At 71.6% G+C, this 21,459-nt stretch carries 18 protein-coding genes; 9 read left to right on the plus strand and 9 right to left on the minus strand.

Annotation, left to right across the window (positions count from 1 at the left end):
- Nucleotides 1–68 precede the first annotated feature (68 nt).
- On the minus strand, nt 69–758 hold the full coding sequence (gene trhA, locus OG251_RS25710; RefSeq protein ID WP_326679341.1) for a PAQR family membrane homeostasis protein TrhA: 690 nt from the start codon (nt 756–758) through the stop codon (nt 69–71).
- Nucleotides 759–969: 211 nt separating this feature from the next.
- Here trhA and OG251_RS25715 point away from each other — a divergent pair, with 211 nt between their 5' ends.
- Together OG251_RS25715 and OG251_RS25720 are read left to right on the plus strand one after the other, a co-directional pair.
- Nucleotides 970–2,802 carry a phosphoenolpyruvate carboxykinase (GTP) gene (locus OG251_RS25715; protein WP_326679342.1) on the plus strand — a complete coding sequence of 611 codons (1,833 nt, stop codon included), beginning with the start codon at nt 970–972 and terminating at the stop codon, nt 2,800–2,802.
- 296 nt (nt 2,803–3,098) lie between these two features.
- The gene (locus OG251_RS25720; RefSeq protein WP_326679343.1) at nt 3,099–4,829 is read left to right on the plus strand and encodes an Ig-like domain repeat protein; all 1,731 of its coding nucleotides are present in this window, start codon (nt 3,099–3,101) and stop codon (nt 4,827–4,829) included.
- A 64-nt stretch (nt 4,830–4,893) separates the two neighbouring features.
- Here the strand turns inward: OG251_RS25720 and OG251_RS25725 are convergent, their stop codons facing one another.
- The 4 genes from OG251_RS25725 to OG251_RS25740 all read right to left on the minus strand — a co-directional run bounded on the left by OG251_RS25725 (nt 4,894) and on the right by OG251_RS25740 (nt 8,673).
- A complete protein-coding gene (locus OG251_RS25725) occupies nt 4,894–5,334 on the minus strand; it encodes an SCO4983 family protein (RefSeq protein WP_326679344.1) in 441 nt (146 codons plus the stop codon).
- 81 nt (nt 5,335–5,415) lie between these two features.
- Nucleotides 5,416–6,627 (minus strand): pyridoxal phosphate-dependent aminotransferase, encoded by a 1,212-nt coding sequence (locus tag OG251_RS25730; RefSeq protein ID WP_326679345.1) that lies wholly within the window; start codon nt 6,625–6,627, stop codon nt 5,416–5,418.
- 270 nt (nt 6,628–6,897) lie between these two features.
- The gene (locus OG251_RS25735; RefSeq protein WP_326679346.1) at nt 6,898–7,710 is read right to left on the minus strand and encodes an arylamine N-acetyltransferase family protein; all 813 of its coding nucleotides are present in this window, start codon (nt 7,708–7,710) and stop codon (nt 6,898–6,900) included.
- A 129-nt stretch (nt 7,711–7,839) separates the two neighbouring features.
- Complete coding sequence (locus OG251_RS25740) at nt 7,840–8,673, minus strand: NAD(P)-dependent oxidoreductase (protein WP_326679347.1); 834 nt, start codon at nt 8,671–8,673, stop codon at nt 7,840–7,842.
- A 94-nt stretch (nt 8,674–8,767) separates the two neighbouring features.
- Here OG251_RS25740 and OG251_RS25745 point away from each other — a divergent pair, with 94 nt between their 5' ends.
- Nucleotides 8,768–9,313: a winged helix-turn-helix transcriptional regulator gene (locus OG251_RS25745; RefSeq protein WP_326679348.1), complete on the plus strand. Its 546-nt coding sequence runs from the start codon at nt 8,768–8,770 to the stop codon at nt 9,311–9,313.
- A 95-nt stretch (nt 9,314–9,408) separates the two neighbouring features.
- Nucleotides 9,409–10,287 (plus strand): S1 family peptidase, encoded by an 879-nt coding sequence (locus OG251_RS25750; protein WP_326679349.1) that lies wholly within the window; start codon nt 9,409–9,411, stop codon nt 10,285–10,287.
- A 51-nt stretch (nt 10,288–10,338) separates the two neighbouring features.
- On the opposite strand, the gene OG251_RS25755 is transcribed toward OG251_RS25750, so the two are convergent.
- Nucleotides 10,339–11,175, minus strand: a complete 837-nt coding sequence (locus OG251_RS25755) for a TetR/AcrR family transcriptional regulator C-terminal domain-containing protein (RefSeq protein WP_326679350.1) — start codon at nt 11,173–11,175, stop codon at nt 10,339–10,341.
- 81 nt (nt 11,176–11,256) lie between these two features.
- Between OG251_RS25755 and OG251_RS25760 the strand changes: the two genes are divergently transcribed.
- Entirely contained in the window at nt 11,257–12,099 is an 843-nt protein-coding gene (locus OG251_RS25760; RefSeq protein ID WP_326679351.1) for a siderophore-interacting protein, read from the plus strand.
- A gap of 45 nt (nt 12,100–12,144) precedes the next feature.
- Here the strand turns inward: OG251_RS25760 and OG251_RS25765 are convergent, their stop codons facing one another.
- Both OG251_RS25765 and OG251_RS25770 read right to left on the minus strand, forming a co-directional pair.
- Nucleotides 12,145–13,779 (minus strand): N-acyl-D-amino-acid deacylase family protein, encoded by a 1,635-nt coding sequence (locus tag OG251_RS25765; RefSeq protein WP_326679352.1) that lies wholly within the window; start codon nt 13,777–13,779, stop codon nt 12,145–12,147.
- Nucleotides 13,780–13,897: 118 nt separating this feature from the next.
- Complete coding sequence (locus tag OG251_RS25770) at nt 13,898–15,190, minus strand: alanine racemase (RefSeq protein WP_326679353.1); 1,293 nt, start codon at nt 15,188–15,190, stop codon at nt 13,898–13,900.
- A gap of 137 nt (nt 15,191–15,327) precedes the next feature.
- Between OG251_RS25770 and OG251_RS25775 the strand changes: the two genes are divergently transcribed.
- The 4 genes from OG251_RS25775 to OG251_RS25790 all read left to right on the plus strand — a co-directional run bounded on the left by OG251_RS25775 (nt 15,328) and on the right by OG251_RS25790 (nt 19,191).
- The gene (locus OG251_RS25775) at nt 15,328–16,422 is read left to right on the plus strand and encodes a sugar kinase (RefSeq protein WP_326679354.1); all 1,095 of its coding nucleotides are present in this window, start codon (nt 15,328–15,330) and stop codon (nt 16,420–16,422) included.
- Nucleotides 16,419–17,177, plus strand: a complete 759-nt coding sequence (locus OG251_RS25780; protein WP_326679355.1) for an IclR family transcriptional regulator — start codon at nt 16,419–16,421, stop codon at nt 17,175–17,177. The genes OG251_RS25775 and OG251_RS25780 overlap by 4 nt, the downstream gene beginning before the upstream one ends.
- A 6-nt stretch (nt 17,178–17,183) precedes the next feature.
- Nucleotides 17,184–17,594, plus strand: coding sequence for a RidA family protein (locus tag OG251_RS25785; protein ID WP_073718137.1), 411 nt, complete (start codon nt 17,184–17,186; stop codon nt 17,592–17,594).
- A gap of 121 nt (nt 17,595–17,715) precedes the next feature.
- A complete protein-coding gene (locus tag OG251_RS25790) occupies nt 17,716–19,191 on the plus strand; it encodes a GntP family permease (protein WP_326679356.1) in 1,476 nt (491 codons plus the stop codon).
- A gap of 115 nt (nt 19,192–19,306) precedes the next feature.
- On the opposite strand, the gene OG251_RS25795 is transcribed toward OG251_RS25790, so the two are convergent.
- Complete coding sequence (locus OG251_RS25795) at nt 19,307–21,034, minus strand: chitinase (RefSeq protein ID WP_326679357.1); 1,728 nt, start codon at nt 21,032–21,034, stop codon at nt 19,307–19,309.
- Between the last annotated feature and the right edge of the window lie 425 nt (nt 21,035–21,459).

Genomic DNA, 21,459 nt, shown 5'->3' on the forward strand with positions numbered 1-21,459 from the left:
GGTACGGAGAAGGGGCCGAACTCCGGTGGAGTCCGGCCCCTTTCGTCGTCCGCCCGCGGGCGGACCGCTCAGCCGTGCTGGTAGGCGACCAGTGAGATGCCGACGTAGTGCACGACGAACGCCGCCAGGGTCAGCGAGTGGAAGACCTCGTGGAAGCCGAACCAGCGCGGTGACGGGTTGGGGCGCTTGATGCCGTAGATCACGCCGCCCGCGCTGTAGAGCAGCCCGCCGACGACGACGAGGACCAGCACCGCGATTCCACCGGTGCGCAGGAAGTCGGGCAGGAAGAAGACCGCCGCCCACCCCATCGCGATGTAGCAGGGGGTGTAGAGCCAGCGCGGGGCGCCGACCCAGAACACCCGGAAGGCGATTCCCGCCACCGCTGCCGCCCAGACCGCCCAGAGGAGCGGCCGACCGGTGGACTCCGGGAGGAGGAGCAGGGTCAGCGGGGTATAGGTGCCCGCGATGATCAGAAAGATGTTGGCGTGGTCGAGCCTGCGGAGCACCGCCTCGCCGCGCGGCCCCCAGGTGCCGCGGTGGTAGATGGCGCTCACACCGAACAGCAGACAGGCGCTCACGATGTACACCGCGCACGCGATCCGGCCGCGGGTGCTGTCGGTGAGGGCGATCAGGGTGACCCCGGCGATCAGGACCGCGGGGAACATCCCGGCGTGCAGCCAGCCGCGCATCCGCGGTTTCACCGGTACGGGGTCGAGTGCGACGGGTTCGGGCGCAGCGGCAGCGGCGGCAGAAGTCATATCCGCATGCTACCTACGCCACCGTAGGTATCGGATATGAGTGGCGATGCTCACGTGTGCGGCCCCCTGGACATATGGGCGAATCGGTCGGATGATCAAATGAGTGCGGTCGGCACCGGATGAGCGCCAGGGGAAATCGAAAGGTTCGAAGCATCCGGGTCGCGGCCCCCACGGGGCAACTGACAACAGACACCCTCAACAAGGAGCGATCGTGGCGCGCGACATCGCGGCTCCCCTCACTGTCCCCACCAACCACCGGGAGCTCGTCTCCTGGGTCGACGAGATCGCAGCCCTCACCGAGCCGGACCGGGTGGTCTGGTGCGACGGCTCCGAGGCCGAGTACGAGCGCCTGTGCGGGGAGCTCGTCGCCAAGGGCACGTTCACGAAACTCGACGAGGCCAAGCGCCCGAACTCGTACTACGCCGCGTCCGACCCGAGCGACGTCGCCCGTGTCGAGGACCGCACCTTCATCTGCTCCGTGCAGGAGAAGGACGCGGGCCCCACCAACCACTGGAAGGCCCCCGCCGAGATGCGGGAGATCTTCACCGGTGAGCAGGGTGTCTTCCGCGGCTCCATGCGCGGGCGCACCATGTACGTCGTGCCGTTCTGCATGGGCCCCGTCGGCTCGCCGCTCTCCGCGATCGGCGTCGAGATCACCGACTCCGCGTACGTCGCCGTCTCCATGCGCACCATGACCCGCATGGGACAGGCCGTCCTGGACGAGCTCGGCACCGACGGCTTCTTCGTCAAGGCCGTCCACACGCTGGGCGCACCCCTGGAGGAGGGCCAGGAGGACGTTCCGTGGCCGTGCAACTCCACCAAGTACATCTCGCACTTCCCCGAGGACCGCGAGATCTGGTCCTACGGCTCCGGCTACGGCGGCAACGCCCTGCTCGGCAAGAAGTGCTACGCCCTGCGCATCGCGTCCGTGATGGCCCGCGACGAGGGCTGGCTCGCCGAGCACATGCTGATCCTCAAGCTCACGCCGCCGAAGGGTGAGTCCCAGGGCCCCACGTACGTCGCCGCCGCCTTCCCGAGCGCCTGCGGCAAGACCAACCTCGCCATGCTGGAGCCGACGATCCCCGGCTGGACCGTCGAGACCATCGGCGACGACATCGCCTGGATGCGGTTCGGTGAGGACGGCCGGCTCTACGCGATCAACCCCGAGGCCGGGTTCTTCGGCGTCGCGCCCGGTACCGGCGAGCACACCAACGCCAACGCGATGAAGACCATGTGGGGCAACTCCGTCTTCACCAACGTCGCGCTCACCGACGACGGCGACGTGTGGTGGGAGGGCATGACCGAGGAGGCGCCCGCGCACCTCACGGACTGGAAGGGCAACGACTGGACCCCCGAGTCCGGCACGCCCGCCGCGCACCCCAACGCCCGCTTCACCGTCCCCGCCGGCCAGTGCCCGATCATCGCGCCCGAGTGGGAGGACCCCAAGGGCGTGCCGATCTCGGCCATCCTCTTCGGCGGCCGCCGCGCCTCGGCCGTGCCGCTGGTCACCGAGTCCTTCGACTGGCAGCACGGCGTCTTCCTCGGGGCCAACGTCGCCTCCGAGAAGACCGCCGCCGCCGAGGGCAAGGTCGGCGAGCTGCGCCGCGACCCGTTCGCCATGCTGCCGTTCTGCGGCTACAACATGGGCGACTACATGAACCACTGGGTCAAGGTCGGTGCCGGCAAGGACCAGGCCAAGCTGCCGAAGATCTACTACGTGAACTGGTTCCGCAAGAACGAGGCGGGCACGTTCGTGTGGCCCGGCTTCGGCGAGAACAGCCGCGTCCTCAAGTGGATCGTCGAGCGGCTGGAGGGCCGGGCCGAGGGCGTCGAGTCCCCGATCGGCATCCTGCCCGCCAAGGGCTCCCTGGACACCGAGGGCCTGGACCTCTCCGAGTCCGACCTGGACTACCTGCTCACCGTGGACAAGAAGGTCTGGCGCGAGGAGGCCGCGTTGGTCCCCGATCACCTCAACACCTTCGGTGACCACACGCCCAAGGAGCTGTGGGACGAGTACCACGCGCTGGTCGAGCGCCTGGGCTGACGCCGTCCCGGGGCGGCGCCCGCGCGGCGCCGCCCACCGGGCGCACCACCCGAGGTGCGCCCGCGCCCGAACCCCCGCGGCCGGGTCTTCCGACATCCGCCCTGACCTGTGGGGTCCAGCAGCCCGCCGCGGTACGGCCCCCGAAGCCCTCTCAGGGCTCGGGGGCCGCCCCTTTTCACCGGGAACGTCCAAGCATCGCCGTATGCTTGCGCACGGGATCTTCACTTCTGTTGACTCGTTCTTCACAAGGTGCCCGCTCGTCACGTGGGGCCTACCGAGCCTGTGGGGGAACGAAGTTGAAGCAGTCCCGGCATCGCATACGTACCGCGGCGACCCTGACCGCGCTGACCCTCGGCACCGCGGGCCTGACCGCGCTGGCCGCACCCGCCGCTCAGGCGGCCGAGGACCGGGTGGCGAAGCTCCCGGTCTCCTCGTACTCGGCGATGGTCGTCGACTCCGTCCACGAACGCGTCTACCTCACCGACGACACCCGTTCCCGCAACGCCGGCCAGGTCCAGGTGTACGACTTCGCGGGGGAGAAGGTCGGCACGCTCGCCACCGACACCTCGCCCTCCGGAATGGCGCTCAGCACGGACAGCGCCACGCTCTACGTCTCCCAGTCGACCGGAATCCTCTCCTTCGACACCCAGACCCGGGCCCGCACCGGCCAGGCGTACGCCAACTACCACGTGGAGTGCCCGCGCGACGTGGCGTTCGCCGGCGGCAGGCAGTGGTACACCGAGGCCGCGGCCACCAGCGACTGCGACAACCGCAACAGCCGGCTCTGGATGGCCGAGGGCAGCGGCGTCGTCAACACCGGCTGGAACGACCTGGGCCGACTGCGTCTGTGGAGCGGCCCGCAGGAACCCGGCCGCCTCGTCATGGGACAGCCGCGCACCACGGGCGTCACCAACCCCTTCCTGACCACGTTCGACGCGAGCGGCAGCACGCTCGTGCGCGGGCCCGAGCGCCGGTTCGCCGACAGCGGGGGCAAGGGCGCGCTGGACCTGAAGGACGTCGCACAGTCCGCCGACGGGCAGCGGATCGCGGTCGCCGACGCCGCCGCGGGCACCCGGCTCCTGGACGCCGCCGACCTGTCCGACGCGCCGGTTCCGTACCAGCCGCTGCCCCAGGGCGCCACGGCGTCGGCCGTCGCCTTCGGCGGCGACGGCAAGTACATCGCGCGGGGTGCCTCCGCCGCCGGGAGCACGGCCGATCTGCTGGTGCAGCCGGCCGACCCGGCGGACCGTACGACGCCGCTGGAGTTCGCCTTCGACGGCGCTCTGGAGGGGGACCGGATCGCCCCGCGCGGCCTCGGCTGGTCGCAGGACGGCGCGCGCCTCTTCGCGGTCACCACCAATGTCTACGGCAACGAGTACTGGCTGCATGTGATCCAGCCCCCGGCCGCCCAGCACGACTCCCGCTTCACCGGGGCGCTCAGCACGGCGCCGGGGCAGGCCGTCGTCGGTGAACCCCTCGGTATCCGGGGGCGGTTGGAGCTGGACGGCCCCGCCTCCACCGAGCCGGTGAAGGTGTCGGCGGTGCGCCGTGACGCGAACGGTGACCGCAGGCTCGCCGCGGTGGAGGTCGACGCGGACGGCTCGTTCACCGTCCTGGACGTGCCCTCGCTCGTCGGCGACGCCACGTACACCGTCTCCTTCACCGGTGACCTCACCCACCGCCCGGCACAGGACATCACCCTCGCGGTGGCCGTCGCCAAGGCCCCGACCACGCTCGCGCTGACCACTCCGGCGGAGGGCGTGAAGGGTGAGGCCCTGGAGATCACCGGCAAGCTGACCGGGCAGGGCCGCGCCCTTCCGGCCGGGATCACCGTGTCCGTGGAGCGCACCGACAAGAAGGGCACCGGCATCCTGACGTCGGCGGCGGTCGCGGCCGACGGCACGTTCCGGATCAATGACCTGCCGCGGGCGAACGGCCAGGTGACGTACACGGTCGGCTACGCGGGCGACGCGCTGCACAGCGGCTCGACGGCGTCGGCGACCGTGCGGGTGCGCAAGGCCGGCTGACCGGCACTCCCGCCGGTGGGTGGCACCCGGTCCACGCGCCTCGACGGCCCGTGGACCGGGGCCGTCAGTGGGCCCCGACCAGCCGCGGGGCGGCGGGGGCGGCGGCGTCGGACGGAGTGGTGTCGGACGCGGAAGCGGAGTCGGGGGCCGGCGCCGCCGTGTGGGCGTCCATGCGCTCCGCGGAGAGGATCGCCGCCGCCGTGTCGGCGCGGGCGGCGGCCACCACCAGCGCGCGGCCCGCGAGGGCGTGGGCGCGGCGGTGCAGTGCGGCAGGGGGCGCGTCGGTCAGACCGGCGTGCCGGGCGGGCGGCGCACCGCGCAGCCGGGCCACCTGCTCGGCGATGCGGTCGCCCGCCGCACCGAGGCCCAGCTCGTCGGTGACCGCGAGCAGTGCGCCCAGATGCCCGGCGAGCTGGATGTCCAGCTCCTCCTCGCGGGTGCGGTGCGGGAAGTCGGCGTCGTCGGCCGGTGTGTGGACCGATTTGGTGCGGATCGGCTCGTACATGGATGGCCTCCTGCGTATTGCTGTGAAGCCATCCTAGCTTGGATTCAGTCTAAAGTTGTGCGCGATCCGACAGTAGTTGCCCTACGGCTGACCGTAACCGTCCAGGAAGCTGCCGATCCTGGTCACCGCGTCGGTCAGGTCCTCGACCGACGGCAGGGTGACGACCCGGAAGTGGTCGGGCTCCGGCCAGTTGAACCCCGTACCCTGCACGACCATGATCTTCTCGGCCCGCAGCAAGTCGAGCACCATCTGCCGGTCGTCCTTGATCTTGTAGACCTTGGGGTCGAGCCGGGGGAAGAGATACAGCGCCCCCTTCGGCTTCACGCAGGTCACCCCGGGGATCGACGTCAGCAGGTCGTACGCCACGTCGCGCTGCTCCAGGATGCGCCCGCCGGGCAGCACCAGGTCGTTGATCGACTGCCGTCCGCCGAGCGCGGTGGCCACCGCGTGCTGCGAGGGCATGTTGGCGCACAGCCGCATATTGGCGAGGATCGTCAGTCCCTCGATGTACGAGGTGGCGTGCGCCTTCGGTCCGCAGACGGCCATCCAGCCGGAGCGGTAACCGGCCACCCGGTAGTTCTTGGAGAGACCGTTGAAGGTCAGCACCATCAGATCGGGGGCGATCGCCGCGGTCGGCGTGTGGGTGGCGCCGTCGTACAGGATCCGGTCGTAGATCTCGTCGGAGCAGACGATCAGATGGTGCCGCCGGGCGATCTCCGTCAGCGCGCGCAGCATCTCGTCGTCGTACACCGCGCCGGTCGGGTTGTTCGGGTTGATGATCACCATGGCCTTGGTGCGGTCGGTGATCTTCCGCTCGATGTCGGCCAGGTCGGGCATCCAGTCGGACTGCTCGTCGCAGCGGTAGTGCACGGCCGTCCCGCCCGCCAGCGAGACCGAGGCGGTCCACAGCGGATAGTCCGGAGCGGGTACGAGCACCTCGTCGCCGTCGTCGAGCAGCGCCTGCATCGACATCTGGATCAGCTCGGAGACACCGTTGCCGAGGTAGACGTCCTCGACGTCGAGGTCGATCCCCTTGGTCTGGTAGTGCTGCATCACCGCACGGCGCGCGGACAGCAGGCCCTTCGCGTCGCCGTAGCCGTGCGCCCCGGAGAGGTTGCGCAGGATGTCTTCGAGGATCTCGGGCGGGCACTCGAACCCGAACGCGGCAGGGTTGCCGGTGTTGAGCTTGAGGATGCGCTGACCGGCCGCTTCGAGCCGCATCGCCTCCTCCAGCACGGGGCCGCGGATTTCGTAACAGACGTTGGCGAGCTTCGTGGACTGGATGACCTGCATGTCTGCGAGCTTACGACCGTGTTTCGCGCGGTGCGCGGAGATTGCCCGCCCGCTGCTCCCGACGGGCGAGCGGCCGGGGCGCCCCGGCTTCCAACGGAATGTGTCCCCCCGCCCGGACCGTGGGAACCCTGGCCGGGACGGCGCCGGGGCTTGGAATGCGGGCGCGGCGGGCGGGGGCGGGTGAGATGGGCCACTGATCGCCGCGGGAGCCGTGGCGGGACCGCGCGGGACCCGCCCGAGCCGTGGCCGGACCGCGCGGGACCCGCCCCGTCACTCCGGCAGCAGGGTCCCCTCCGGGACGCGGATGTCGAAGTCGTCCCGCAGGACGCGGAGCGCCTCGGCCGCATCCGGCAGCCGCCGCTCCGTGACCGTGCCGTCGTCGGCCGTCTCGACCAGATCGAGACCCGACAGGGCCAGATGGGAGCCCGGCCGCGTGAGCTGGGCGTACACCGCCTGCTGGAACGGCGAGCGCGGGTTGGTCGCGATGTGCCAGTTGATCACGTCGAAGTCCGGCGCCTCGAACGGCTCCAGGGTGAAGGCGTACTGCGGCTCCCAGGCGCCGCCCTTCTCGGTCTGGAGCTCCCACAGCTCCAGCGGCCCGTCGTGCGGGGTGTGCACGAGCCGGTGGTGGCGCGGGCCGTCGAACAGCTCCGCGTCCGCCACCAGCGGGATCGGCTCCAGCAGCGCGCTCACGGCCCCGAAGCCGACGTCGGCCAGCCAGGGAGTGTCCCCGCCCGGCACGTCCACCCGCATCAGCATGTGCGTCCGGGGCCGGATGTCACCGGGGGCGGCCCCCAGCAGCACCCGGGCGGCGAGCAGCGTCACCGTGAAACCGAGCCGCTTCAGCACGGCCGAGAGCAGGGTGTTGTGCTCGTAGCAGTACCCGCCGCGCCCGCCGCGGACGAGCTTGGCCTCCAGATCGGCGAGCACCAGGGAGGGCGCGGAGCCGAGGACCGGTTCCAGGTTCTCGAACGGGATGCCCAGCATGTGGGCGCGGTGCACGGAGCGCAGCACCTCCGCGGTGGGGCGGGGCTCCCCTTTCCAGCCGATGCGGGTGAAGTACGCGTCGAGGTCGAGTGTCATACGTCGACGGTACGCAGCCGGGGCGGTGCCGGGCCATTTCGGCTGCCCGCGACCCGGCTGCGGGGCGGGTCCCCTCGGGGGACAGGGCTCCGTGCGGGTTGCTCGGGCGGCCGGGCTCCGTGCGCCGGTTCAGCCGGCCGCGCCCTCTCCCGTGGCGGCCATGAACGCGGTCAGCGGGCCGGTGCCGACGCCCTGCTCCACGGCGGTGCGCAGCAGCGTGGAGTTGCCCGCGGCCACCACGGCGGGACTGGTCGTGTCCTGGTCCGCGGGGTCGCCGCCGTCCGGACCGGCGGCGGACGAACGGGCGTGCGGGGCCATGGCGATGAGCCAGTCCGCCAGCAGCGAGCCGAACTCCCCGGCCTCGATCTCCTCCTCGCGCACCAGCGCGAAGGCGTGCGAGATCCCGGCGAACATCCCGTACATCGCACTCAGCAGCGCCACGTCGTACAGGGCGGCGAATCCGGCGTCCGCCCCCACGTACTTCGTACCGGCGGGCACGGTCAGGACGTCCTTCCGGTCCTCGAACAGCTCGCGGGACCCGCTGTAGAGGACATAGCCGCCGGAGCCCGGCGTGCCGATCATCGACGGGATCGCCATGATCCCGCCGTCCAGGAAGCGGGCGCCGCGCCCGGCCGCCCACCGCGCGCGTTCCCGCGCCTCGGCCGGGGTGGTCGTGGTGAGGTCGACGAGGTCCTTGCCGGTGAGATCGGCGTCGGCCAGTGCGTCGCCGACCGAGGCGTCATCCAGCAGGCAGAGGACGACGAGACCGTTCTCGGCCACGGCCTCGGCGGCTGTCGAGGCCACCCGCGCTCCGTCGGCGGCGAGGGCGGCGGACCGGCCGGGGCTGCGGTTCCAGAGGGTCAGGGGGTGGCCGGCGGCGAGCCAGGTACGGGCGAGCGCGGTGCCCATGGCACCGAGCCCGAGAAGGCTGATCGGGGTCTTTCCAGAGGTGTTGTCGGGCATGGGGACTAGGCTGGTCGAATGCTTCGGGAGGCTCAAGTACCCACTTGGGAGTGGGTGGTTACCTCGCGGTCAGTGACCTGGTGGGAGGGGGACGATGGGATTCGTACGACGGCCCGGGCCGTTCGTCTGCGGGATCGACGCGGCCATGGACGTGATCGGCGGCAAGTGGAAAGTGCTGATCCTCTGGGCGCTCAACGAGGGCACCTGCCGTTTCGGTGAGCTGCGCAGGCAGGTGCCCGGGGTGACGGAGAAGGTGCTCAGCTCCCATCTGAAGGAGCTGGTGGACGACGGCATCGTGCACCGCGAGGTGCACGCCGAAGTGCCGCCCCGCGTCGAGTATTCGCTCACTCCGCTCGGCTTCACGCTGAACGAGGCGCTGAGCCCGCTCGGTTCCTGGGGGCGGGACCACATCCGCCGGGGCGGCGAGGAGTCCGAGCCGGCCGACCGGTCCGAGGCCGGGGGCGACCGCGCGGACGGGCCGGAGCGAGGGTCCGCGTGCGGGGACTTCCGCGCGGACGGGCCCGGGCGCGGGGACGACCGCGCGGACGGACCGGGGCACGGGGGCGATTCCGGGGCTGAGGCGGGCCCGGTGGGCGGTGCGCGGTCGGCGGCCCGCCGTAGTGCCGTACGGACGGCTTGAATTCGCCCCTTGTGGCGTCCCCGCATGTACGCCAGCATGCGCATGTCAAAAACCGGAAGATTTCCGGTCACTGACATCACTGGAGGGGACCCCCCATGAAGAAGCCTCTCGTCGGTGCGTTCCTCGCTGTCCTGCTCCTGGGAGCGGGGGTCGCGCCCGCTGTCGCGGCGTCCCCGGCGCCGCCCGGAGTCAAGGCCGAAGCGAAGGTTTCGGACGACGCCCATGCCACGGCCAAGCCCAAGGCGGTCAACTTCGCCGGGACCGTGGCGTTGAGCAACTGTTCCGGCTCCGTGGTCCGCGCACCCGGCTCACAGCCCACCGACCCCGCCCTCGTGCTTTCCAACGGGCACTGCATGGAGTCCGGCTTCCCGGGCCCCGGCCAGGTCGTGCTCAACCAGTCGTCCACCCGCTCGTTCACCCTGCTCAACGCCGCGGGCAGCGGCGTCGGCACCCTGCGGGCCAGCAAGATCGCCTACGGCACGATGACCGACACGGACATCTCGCTGTACCAGCTCACCAGCACCTACGCCCAGATCGAGAGCAGCTACGGCATCAAGGCGCTGGAGCTGGACACCGCCCACCCGACGGCGGGCGCCGCGATCACCGTGGTCTCCGGGTACTGGAAGCGCACGTACGGCTGCAACGTCGACGGCTTCGCCTACCGCCTCAAGGAGGGCCAGTGGACCTGGAAGGACTCGGTCCGCTACACCTCCGCCTGCCAGACCATCGGCGGTACGTCCGGCTCCCCGGTGATCAACAACGCCACCGGCAAGGTGGTCGCCGTCAACAACACCGGCAATGAGGACGGCCAGCGGTGCACGGACAACAACCCGTGCGAGGTCGACGAGAGCGGCAACGTGACCGTCCGCGAAGGCATCAACTACGCCCAGCAGACGTACAACATGGTCCCGTGCATAGGCGCCGGTAGCAAGATCGACCTGAACCGGGCCGGCTGCGCCCTGCCCAAGCCGTAACCCCGGTACCCGCAGGCAGGACAACCGCGCGGACGCCGCACGGGCCGTCACTCAGGCCCGTGCGGCGTCCGCGCTGTCGGCTTCGTGGGCTTCGTGGGCGGTGACGCGTGTGCCGATGCCGTCGAGCAGCACCTCCAGGCCCACCCGGAACGTCTCGCGCGCCTCCCGCTCCGGATACGGCACCGGGTCGTCGGCCGGCGGCGCGTCCGGCGTGCCCTCGTGCTCCAGCCGGCTCACGGCGGGGAAGCGGTCCGCGAAGTCCGGGGCCATCTCGCCGAGCACCGCCGCGCGGGCCGCCCACCACTCCTCGTCCGAGCTGCCGGTCACCGCCGCCGCCTGCCGGGAATCGGCCACCGCCCCCGCCGCGCCGCGCACGAAGTGGAACAGCGTCCCCACCAGCCGCCGCAGGACCCGGGCGTCGAGCCCGGTCCCCTGGAGCAGCCGGACGAGCGTGTCCAGTCCCGCGTACTCGTGCGGGCCCAGCACCGGGCGGGCCTGGGAGACCTGGAGCACCCAGGGGTGGCGGACGTAGAACTCCAGCAGGTCCCGCGCCCAGGCGCTGAGCGAGGCCCGCCAGTCGGCCGACTCCGGGTAGTGCGAGGGGAGTTCGGCGTGCACCGCGTCGTACATGAGGTCCAGCAGTTCGCTCTTGCCCGGGACGTAGGTGTAGAGCGCCATCGCCGTCCGGCCGAGCCGGTCGCCCACCGCGCGCATCGAGAGCGCGGCCATGCCCTCCGTGTCGGCGACCGTGACGGCGGCGGCGACGATCGCGTCCACGCTCAGCCGGGGCTTGGGTCCCGGCCCGCCGTGCGGCTGTGCCGGAGCGTCCCCGCGCCACAGCAGGGAGAGGGAGCGGCGGGCGTCACCCTGCCCGGCAAAGACCACCACTTGCGACTCCTTACGCCATAAAGTAACTTCGGCCGGGTAATTCTTTACCTCGTAAGGTATCAGTGAGAGGGGCCCGGCCCGATGAGTCAGGCGCTGCCGGTCACATATGTACAGGTCACGGACGTCCGGCGGGTCACTCCCAGGACGGCGCGCGTCACCTTCACCGGGGAGGACCTGCCGGACCTCATGGAGGACCGCCCCGACCAGCAGATGAAGCTCTGCCTCCCGCGCGAGGGGCAGCGGCTGCCCCGGCTGCCCCGGAAGGACGCCGACGACACCTACGGGACGCGCTGGTACGAGGCGTACCTGGCGATTCCCGAGAGCGAACGCCCCTGGATGCGCGGCTTCACCGTCCGCTCCTACGACCGCGGACGCAACGCGATGACCGTCGACTTCGTGCTCCACGGCGACACCGGCCCCGCCACCCGCTGGGTCTCGGCCGCCCGCCCCGGCGATGTGCTCGGCATGGTCGGGCCCTCCTCGGTGTACGCCCGCCCGCTGCCCGCGTCCGACTGGCTGCTGCTCGCCGGTGACGAGAGCGCGCTCCCGGCGATCGGCACACTGCTCGAAGCCCTGCCGGCCGGGGCGCGGGCCCTGGCGTACATCGAGGTCGCGGACGCGGCCGAGGAACAGGAGCTGCCGTCCGCCGCCGGGGTGGGCGTGCACTGGGTGCACCGCGACCGGGGCGGTTCGCTGCTCGGGGCGGTCCGCGCGGCACGGCTCCCCGGCGACGGGGCGGGCGCCGCGTGGATCGCGGGGGAGGCGGGGGAGGTCCGGGCGCTGCGCCGCCATCTGGTCGAGGAGCGGCGGCTGCCCAAGGAGTCGGTCGAGTTCAGCGGCTACTGGCGGCGCAGGCTCACCCAGGACGACGCCCCGACCGAGGAGGACCTGGCCTGGGCCCGCGAGCGGGCGGCCGGGGCCTGACCCGCCCCGTGCCCCGTCGGCGTACGTTCCCGTTCGCCCCGCTCCTCAGCGCCGTGCGCTTCCCGCGCCCCGTACCGACCGTCCCGCCAGGACGGAGGTCCGCCGGCCGTCCTCGATGACGAAGCGGCCGTCGATCAGTACGTGCGGGATGCCCACCGGCAGGGTGCGCGGCTCCTCGAACGTCGATCCGGCCGCCACGGTCGCCGGGTCGAACAGGACCAGGTCGGCTCGGTAGCCCTCGCGGACGAGGCCGCGGTCCGCCAGCCGCAGCCGGGCGGCCGGGCGGGACGTCAGATGGGCGACGCACTCCTCCAGCGACAGGATGCCCAGCTCCCGGACGTAGCGGCCGAGATACTGCGGGAACGTGCCGTACGCGCGCGGGTGCGGCTTGTCGCCCTGGAGGATGCCGTCGCTGCCCCCGGTGTGCACGCGGTGGCGCATGATCTGCTGGACGTTCTCCTCGTGGCCGACGTGCTGGAGGATCGTCGTGCCGAGCCGGTCCTCCGTCAGCAGCCGCCGCGCGGTCACCCAGGGGGCCTCGCCGCGCAGCCGGGCCGACTCCGCCACCGTACGGCCGACATGGCCGGCCAGCCCCGGCGCGCCGACGCCCGAGATCTCGATGGTGTCCCACTCGATCGGCACCCCGTGGCAGCCGTCCGAGCCCAGCACCTCCAGGTGGTGCCGTATCTTCTCCGCCGTCGCCCCGTCCGCGAGACGCGTGAGGACCGACTCCGGGCCGCCCTCGCTCGCCCAGCTCGGCAGCAACGCGACGAGCGTCGTGCAGCCGGGGGTGTACGGGTAGGTGTCCAGGGAGATGTCGGCGCCCGCGGCCAGGGCGCCGTCGAGCAGGGTCAGCAGATCCGGCGCCTTCCCCTTGTTCACGCCGAAGTTCATGGTGGCGTGGGCGAGATGGAGGGCACAGCCCGCGCTACGGGTGAGCCGCACCATCTCCTCGTACGCCGCCAGCGCGCCCGCGCCGTACGAGCGGTGGTGCGGGCAGTAGTAGCCGTCGTACCGGGCCACCACCCGGCACAGCTCGGTGAGTTCGGCGTCGTCCGCGTACATCCCGGGGGTGTACGTCAGCCCCGAGGACATGCCGACCGCGCCCTCGGCCATGCCCTGGGCGACCAGCTCCCTCATCCGGTTCAGCTCGGCCTCGGTGGCGGGCCGGTCGTCCCACCCGACGGCGTACATCCGGACCGTGCCCTGCGGGACGAGGTAGGCGGCGTTGACCGCGATGCCCCGGCCGCCGAAGTTGTTGTCGAGCCGGTCCAGATAGCCGCCGACCGTGCGCCAGTCGAAGTCGACGCCCGTGTCCTCGGGGGCCCCGCCGTTCCACCCGCTGATGGAGCGGCGTACCTCGGCGAGCGTGCGGTCGTCGACGGGGGCGTACGACAGCCCGTCCTGGCCCAGCACTTCGAGGGTGACGCCCTGCGCCGCCTTCGCGCTGTGGTCCGGGTCCCGCAGCAGAGCCAGGTCGCTGTGGGCGTGCATGTCGATGAAGCCGGGGGAGAGGGCGAGACCGTCGGCGTCGAGGGTGCGGGTGGCGGTGGGGCGCGGGCCGGGGGCGCCCTCGACGTGGATCTCGGTGATCCGGCCGCCGTCGACGGCTACGTCGGCGCGGCGGGCGGGGGCGGCGGTGCCGTCGACGACCAGCGCGTCGCGGATGACCAGGTCCATGGGGGTGTCACCTTTCGGGGACGGGCGGGGCGGGACCGGCACGCGGGCGGGACCGGCGGGCCGGGGCGGGGCCTTCGAGGGGGCGCCCCCCCCGTACGGGAGAGCGCCCCGGGTGGGCTCAGAAGAACGTGCGGATGTAGTCCGTGACCGTGCCGTCCGCCGTGACCAGCGGAATCAGCTGCCACTTGTCGAAGCTGGTGCACGGGTGCGACAGGCCCATCCCGACCCAGTCGCCCACCTCCAGCTGGGACCCCGGCTCCGTACGTACCCAGGTGTGCTGGTCGGAGAGGCCGGTGACGGTGATGCCCGTCGCGGGCCGTACCGAGCCGTCCCGGCCGGAGCGGACGACCTGCGCCTCGGGCAGGTCGAGGTCGTACGCCGCGTCGCGCTTGCCCGCGTTGAGGAAAGCCTGTTCGCCGGTCGGCCGGGACACGACCTGTGCCCAGATCCGGAAGGCGGGCTGGAGTGCGCCCTCCCCGGGGACCCGGTTGAAGGGGGTGAGGCGCTTGTAGTGGCCGTCGTCGTGCGAGACATAGGCGCCCGAGCGGAGCAACTTCAGTACGGGCGCGCTCAGTTCGGGGATCTCGGCGAAGACGTCCGCCACCGCGTCGAACCAGGCGCTGCCCCCCGCGCTGATCATGATCTCGTCGCAGCCGGCGAAACGGCCCGCCCGGTCGAAGTCGCCCGCCAGCGCGACGAGCCGCCGCAGCCACTCCCGTACGCGCTCCGGGGACGCCTCGGGCACCTCGCCCTCGTACCCCGCGACGCCCACCAGGCGCAGGGTCCCGGCGGCGGCCACCGCGTCGGCGACCGCCGCGCAGTCCGCCCCGGTCCGGGCGCCGGTGCGTGCGCCCTCGCCCGCGCCCAGCTCCACGACGACATCGACCGGACGCACGGCGCCCGCGGCGCTCAGGGCCTCGTCCATCAGCTCGACGCCGCGCACCGAGTCGACGTAGCAGACGAAGCGGAACTCCGGGTCGGCCGCCAGCTCACCGGCCAGCCAGCGCAGCGCCACCGCGTCGACGACCTCGTTGGCCAGGAAGATCCGCTGGATTCCGTACGCCCGGTAGACCCGCGCCTGGTGCGGGACGGCCGCGGTGATGCCCCACGCGCCGCGCTCCAGCTGGTCGGCGAAGAGCTGCGGGGACATGGACGTCTTGCCGTGCGGGGCGAACAGGAGGCCGTGGCGCTCGGCGTATGTCTCCAGGAGGGCGAGGTTGTGCTCGACCGACTCGGCGGACAGGGCGAGCACCGGGGTGGTGAAGCCACCGGTGAAGAGGTCGCGGCGCTCGGCGGCCAGGGCGCCGACGGTCAGGCCCTCCGCGTCGGGCGGCAGCGACTTGAAGCGGTGATCGACGCGCTCCCCGGCAAGGTCGGACACGGTGTGGCGGGTGGGGCGGTCGGCTGCCAAGGGAGACTCCTCGAAGTATTCGTTGCACCATATGCAACACCCATTGCGCATATCGCTCAATGCTGTCTAACATCCGAGCCGATGCCGGGTCAATGGTGAGAACCGGCGCCGCACGCCCGATCAGCGAGGAGCCCAGAGTGCCCGGACCCGCAGCAGGGACGCCCAGCGCCGCCACGACCACCGAGGTCGTGTGTCTGGGCGAGTCCATGGTGACGTTCCTGCCCTCCTGTCCCGGCCGCCTCGCCGACGTCCCCTCCTTCGGCCGCGGGATCGGCGGCGCCGAGTCCAACGTCGCCTGCGCGCTCGCCGCCGCCGGACACCGGGCGGCCTGGGTCGGCCGGGTCGGCGCCGACGGCTTCGGCGACCATCTCGTCGGCGCCATCGCCGCGTACGGGGTCGACACCTCCGCCGTCCGCCGCGACCCGGACCGCCCCACCGGCATCTACTTCCGCACCGCCACGGACCGGGCCACCGACACCCACGAAGTGGCGTACTACCGGGCCGGTTCCGCCGCCTCCGCGATGTCCCCGCGCAACGTCCCGTACGAGAAGCTCCTCGCGGGCCGTGTCCTGCATCTGTCCGGCATCACGGCGGCGCTCTCGGCGGACTGCCTGGCCCTCCTCCACGACCTGACCGCCCCCCGGCCGGACCGCCCGCTGATCTCCTTCGACGTGAACCACCGCCCGGGTCTGTGGCGGGGCAGCGAGGCGGGGCCGGGCGTCCTGCTCGACCTCGCCCACCGCTCCGACCTGGTCTTCGTCGGGGAGGACGAGGCGGAGGAGGCCTGGGGGCTGAAGGGCGCCGAGGCCATCCGCGCGGCCCTGCCGGAACCGGCGGTACTGGTGGTCAAGCGCGGCGCGGACGGGGCGACGGTCTTCTCGCGCCCCCCCTCCGGAGCCCCCACCGCAGCCGACGCGGCCGGCACCGGGGAGCGGACGGACACCGTCACCGACGTCCCCGCCCTCCGCGTCGATGTCGTCGCCCCCGTCGGCGCCGGTGACGCCTTCGCCGCCGGATTCCTCTCCGCCACCCTGCGCGAGCTGCCCGTGCGCGACCGCGTCCGGCACGGACATCTGATGGCCGCCGCCGTCCTCACCGTCCCCGGGGACCTGACCGACCCGCCGCCCCGCGACCGCGCCGACCGCCTCGCCGCCCTCGACGACGACGCCTGGGGGAGACTTCGTCTCGGCCCCGGGTGGACGGGGGACGACCAGGAGGTACGTACGACATGAGCCAGACCGTCGACCGGGCGCTGAGCATCCTGCCGCTGCTCGCCCAGGGCCCCGCCGATCTCGGCCAGGTCGCCGAGCGGCTCGGCGTCCACAAGTCCACGGCGCTGCGCCTGCTCCGTACGCTCCACGAGCACGGGCTCGTCTACCGCCAGCAGGACCAGCGCTACCGCCTCGGCGCCCGGCTCTTCGCGCTCGCCCAGGAAGCCGTCGAGAACCTCGACGTACGGGAGATCGCCCACCCCCACCTCGTCGACCTCAACGACCGGTGCGGGCACACCGTCCATCTCGCGGTGTACGAGGAACACGAGGTCCTCTACATCGACAAGGTCGAGAGCCGCTACCCGGTCCGGATGTACTCACGGATCGGCAAGCCCGTCGCGATCACCGTCGCGGCCGTCGCCAAGCTGCTGCTCGCCGACCTGACCGAGCCCGAGCGGCGCGCGATCGCCGAGACGCTCGACTACCCCATGTACACGTCCCGTTCCGTCCCCAACGCCGGTGCGTTCCTCAAGGAGCTCGCCGTCGTCCGCGAACAGGGCTGGGCCACCGACCTCGGCGGCCACGAGGAGTCCATCAACTGCATCGGCGCTCCGATCCGCGGCGCGGACGGCCGGGTCGTCGCGGCGATGTCCGTGTCGGCGCCCAACGTGGTCGTCACGGCCGAGGAACTCCTCACCCTGCTCCCGCTGGTGCGCCGCACCGCCGACGCCATCAGCCGGGAGTACTCCGGCACCACCCCACACAAGAAAGCCTGATCAGTCATGACCGAGAAGATCTCCCTCACGCCCAGCACCCACGCCGCCCCGCCCGCGAAGTTCTCGCACGGCGTGAAGAAGGGCAACATCCTCCAGGTCGCCGGCCAGGTCGGCTTCCTGCCCGCCGAGGAGGGCAAGCCCGCCACGGTGGTCGGCCCGACGCTGCGCGAGCAGACCCTCCAGACCTTCGCCAACGTCAAGGCCATCCTCGAAGAGGGCGGTGCCACCTGGGACGACGTGATGATGACGCGCGTGTACCTCACGGACGTCGCCCACTTCGCCGAGATGAACGAGATCTACAACGCGTACTTCGAGGAGCAGGGCCTCAAGGCGCCCGCCTCGGCCCGTACGACGGTCTACGTCGGCCTCCCCAAGGGCCTGCTCATCGAGATCGACGCCCTCGCGGTCCTCGGCTGATCGACTTGCCCCACCCGCAGTACCGCTCCAGCACGCCGCCCGGCACGGCGCCCCGCACCGCGGTGGCGCCGTGCCGCGCTCCCCCCTGCCCCGAACTCCCCCTCGCCCCCACGGAGTCGCCATGCTGCTCGCCGCCACCCCACCGCCGGTCGAGACACCACCCCACACCGGTGGACTGCTCCTCCTGATCGACGGCACCGCCGGTCTGCTGACCGTCGCCGCCCTCGGCATCGCCCTCCTCCTCTTCCTGATCATCAAGGCCCGGCTCCAGCCGTTCGTCGCGCTGCTCGCCGTCTCCATAGCCGTCGGCCTGGGTGCCGGTCTCTCCGTCACCGAACTCTTCGGCACCGTCCAGAAGTCCGCCGCCGTCTCGGTCATCGAATCGGGCATGGGCGGCATCCTCGGCCATGTCGCGATCATCATCGGACTGGGCACGATGCTCGGCGCGATCCTCGAAGTCTCCGGCGGGGCGGAGGTGCTGAGCACCCGCCTGCTGAACCTCTTCGGTGAGAAGCGGGCCCCGCTCGCCATGGGCCTCACCGGCCTCATCTTCGGTATCCCGGTCTTCTTCGACGTCGGCATCTTCGTGCTGGCGCCGATCGTGTACGCCGCCGCCAAGCGCTCCGGCAAATCGATCCTGCTCTACGCGATGCCGCTGCTCGCCGGACTGTCGATGACGCACGCGTTCCTGCCGCCGCACCCCGGCCCGGTGGCCGCCGCCGGTCTCTTCAACGTCTCCCTGGGCTGGGTCATCCTGATGGGCGCCGTCGTCGGCATCCCGTCCGTGCTCGCCGCGTGGGGCTACGCCGCCTGGATCGGCAAGCGGATCTTCGTCGCGGTCCCGCAGGACATGGTCGAGGCCGCCGAGGAGGCCAAGGCGGCCGTCGCCGCCGAGCAGCGGGCCGCCGGGTCCACCCCGCGCGAGCAGCCCGTCGCGCTCGGCACGGTCCTCGCGATCATCGGGACCCCGCTGATCCTGATCCTCGCCGCGACGTTCTCCTCCATCGCGCTGGACCCCTCCACGCTCCGCTCGGTCATCGAGTTCTTCGGCAACCCCTTCGTCGCCCTGACGATCGCGCTGCTCCTGGCGTACTACCTGCTGGGCATCCGGCGCGGCTGGTCCCGCAAGTCCCTGGAATCGGTCTCCACGTCCTCGCTCAAGCCGGTCGGCAACATCCTGCTCGTCGTCGGTGCGGGCGGCATCTTCGGCGCCGTCCTCAAGGGCAGCGGCATCGCGGACGCCCTCGCCGACACCTTCAACGACGTCGGCCTGCCGGTCATCCTGCTCGCCTGGCTGATCTCCGTGGCGCTGCGCGTCGCCCAGGGTTCGGCGACGGTCGCGATCGTCACCACGGCGGGCATCGTCGTCCCGCTGGTCGAGGGCCAGGACATGTCCCAGGCCCACCTCGCGCTCATCATCATGGCGATCTCCGCCGGCTCGATCTTCGCCTCGCACGTCAACGACGGCGGCTTCTGGATGGTCGCCAAGTACTTCGGCATCTCCGAGCGCGACACCCTGAAGTCCTGGACGGTCCTGGAGACGGTCCTGTCGGTGGCGGGCTTCGCCGTCGCGGCGCTGCTCAGCCTGGTGATCTAGGGCCTTCCGTCCGGAACGCCCGGTCCGGAACATGCAGCAGCGCCGCCGGGGGAGCGGCGGCGCTGCTGGTCAGGGTTGACCCGGGGAGTCGGGACGTCCTCGCGGAGTCCGGGGGTTACGGCAGGCCGTGGACGTGCGGGCCGACCGCGTTGGACCAGGCGTTGCCCGCCGTGGCGTCCCAGTTCGTGGACCAGGTCATCGCGCCGCGCAGTGCCGGGTAGGTCTTGGCCGGCTTGAAGGAGCCGCAGCCGGTGCCCTTGGTCAGGCAGTCCAGGGCCGCGTTCACGACGGACGGGGCGACGTAGCCGCTGCCCGCGCCCCGGGTGGAGGCGGGGACACCGAGGCCGACCTGCGAGGCGTCGAGGCCGCCCTCCAGCTGGATGCAGGCGAGCGCGGTGAGGAAGTCCACCGAGCCCTGCGAGTAGACCTTGCCGTCGCAGCCCAGCATCGAACCGCTGTTGTAGTACTGCATGTTGACGACGGTCAGGATGTCCTTGATGTTGAGCGCCGTCTTGAAGTACTCACCGGACGTCGACTGCATGTCGATGGTCTGCGGCGCCATCGTGATGACGAGGCCGGAGCCCGCCTTCGAGGACAGCGAGCGCAGCGCCTTCGTCATGTACGTGGAGTTGAGACCGTTCTCCAGGTCGATGTCGACCCCGTTGAAGCCGTACTCCTGGATGAGCGCGTAGACCGAGTTCGCGAAGGCCGTGGCGGAGGCGTCGCTGTTGACCGCGACGGAGCCCTTCTCGCCGCCGACCGAGATGATGACGTTCTTCCCGGTGGCCTGCTTGGCCTTGATGTCGGCCTTGAACTGGGCGACCGTGTAGCCGTTCAGTCCGGCGGAGTCCAGGTTGAAGGTGACGGCGCCCGGCGTCGTCGTGGCGTCCGCGAAGGAGACCGCGATGATGTCGTAGTTGGCGGGGACGTCGCTGAGCTTCTGGACGGTGGCGCCGTTGTTGAAGTTCTGCCAGTAGCCGGTCACCGCGTGCTTGGGCACCGAGGTCACCGGGCCGGGGCCCGTGCCCTCCTTCGCCGTACGGACGCTGACCGCGGCGGACTTGACCGACTCACCGGCCGCGTTGGTGGCGCTCACCGAGAACTGGTACGCCGTGTCGGCGGCCAGGCCGGTGACGGTCGCCGAGGCCCCGGTGGACGTGGTGGCCTTCGCGCCGTCCTTGTACACGGTGTACCCGGTGGCGCCGGAGACGGCGTTCCAGGAGAGGGCCACCGAGGAGGTCGTCGCCGTGCCCGCGGCGAGACCGGCGGGCGAGGCGGGGATCGACGGGCCGGGGTCGGTGCCGCCGCCCCCGTCGGGGCCGGTCACCGAGATGTCGTCGACGAGGTAGGACGCCTGTCCGTACCAGCCGTGGGTGTAGACGGTCACCGAGGTGGTGGAGGCGCCGGTCTTGAAGCTCGTGGAGAGCTGGGTCCAGCCGGTCGAGCCCGGTGACCAGGTGGAGACGTCCGTCGTGCCGGTGCCGCTGGCGCCGAGGTAGGCGTATCCGCCCTGGACCCAGGAGCTGAGCGTGTACGTGGAGTTGGGCTTGACGGCCACCGTCTGGGAGCACTTGGCGTTGTCCTGGCCGGCCGGGGTGGCCTTGAGCGCGGACGTACCGCCGTGCACGGGGGAGGAGACGGTGGTGCCGGTTCCTCCGCTACAGGTCCAGTTGGCGAGGCCGGACTCGAATCCTGCGTTCTTGGCGACGTTGACGTCGGCCGCCTGGGCGCTGCTGACGAGTCCGGTGACGGTCAGGGCCCCGGCCGCGACGACGGCCATGGCGCCGCCGAGTACGGGTCGGGTGTGACGCCTTCTGCGCCTGCTGCCTACGGAGCGTTCCACTGCTGCCTCCGGGGGGAGTCGGGGATGTGCGGGGGGTGCCGGTGGGGGCCGGCGGGGGGCCGTGCGGGGGTGCGGGACGTACAGGGGGTGTACGGGCGATGTGGAGACGAGGAACGGTGGCCACCGCTGGCCGATAAACTGGTCCAGACCAATCAAGTTGTCAAGACCTCTGGCAGCGATGGGTACCTCCGACGGGTGTTCGACAACCCCTTCGGGGGGTCCTTCGCGCGGCCCCCGGACCGCCATTTCTTTACGCGAAGATGTCGCTGTGGCCACCCCGTTGTCCCCTCGCGGGTGACTTCGCGCGAGATCTTCGGACCGTGACGAACGTGCGCAGTCGAAATGAACCGGAACGACCCCCGGGGCCTTCCTGACGTGCGCCGATGAAGTGACGGGCCGTCGACTGCACGCCGCTGCCGTAACCC

The organism is Streptomyces sp. NBC_01237, from assembly GCF_035917275.1.
Lineage (GTDB): Bacteria > Actinomycetota > Actinomycetes > Streptomycetales > Streptomycetaceae > Streptomyces.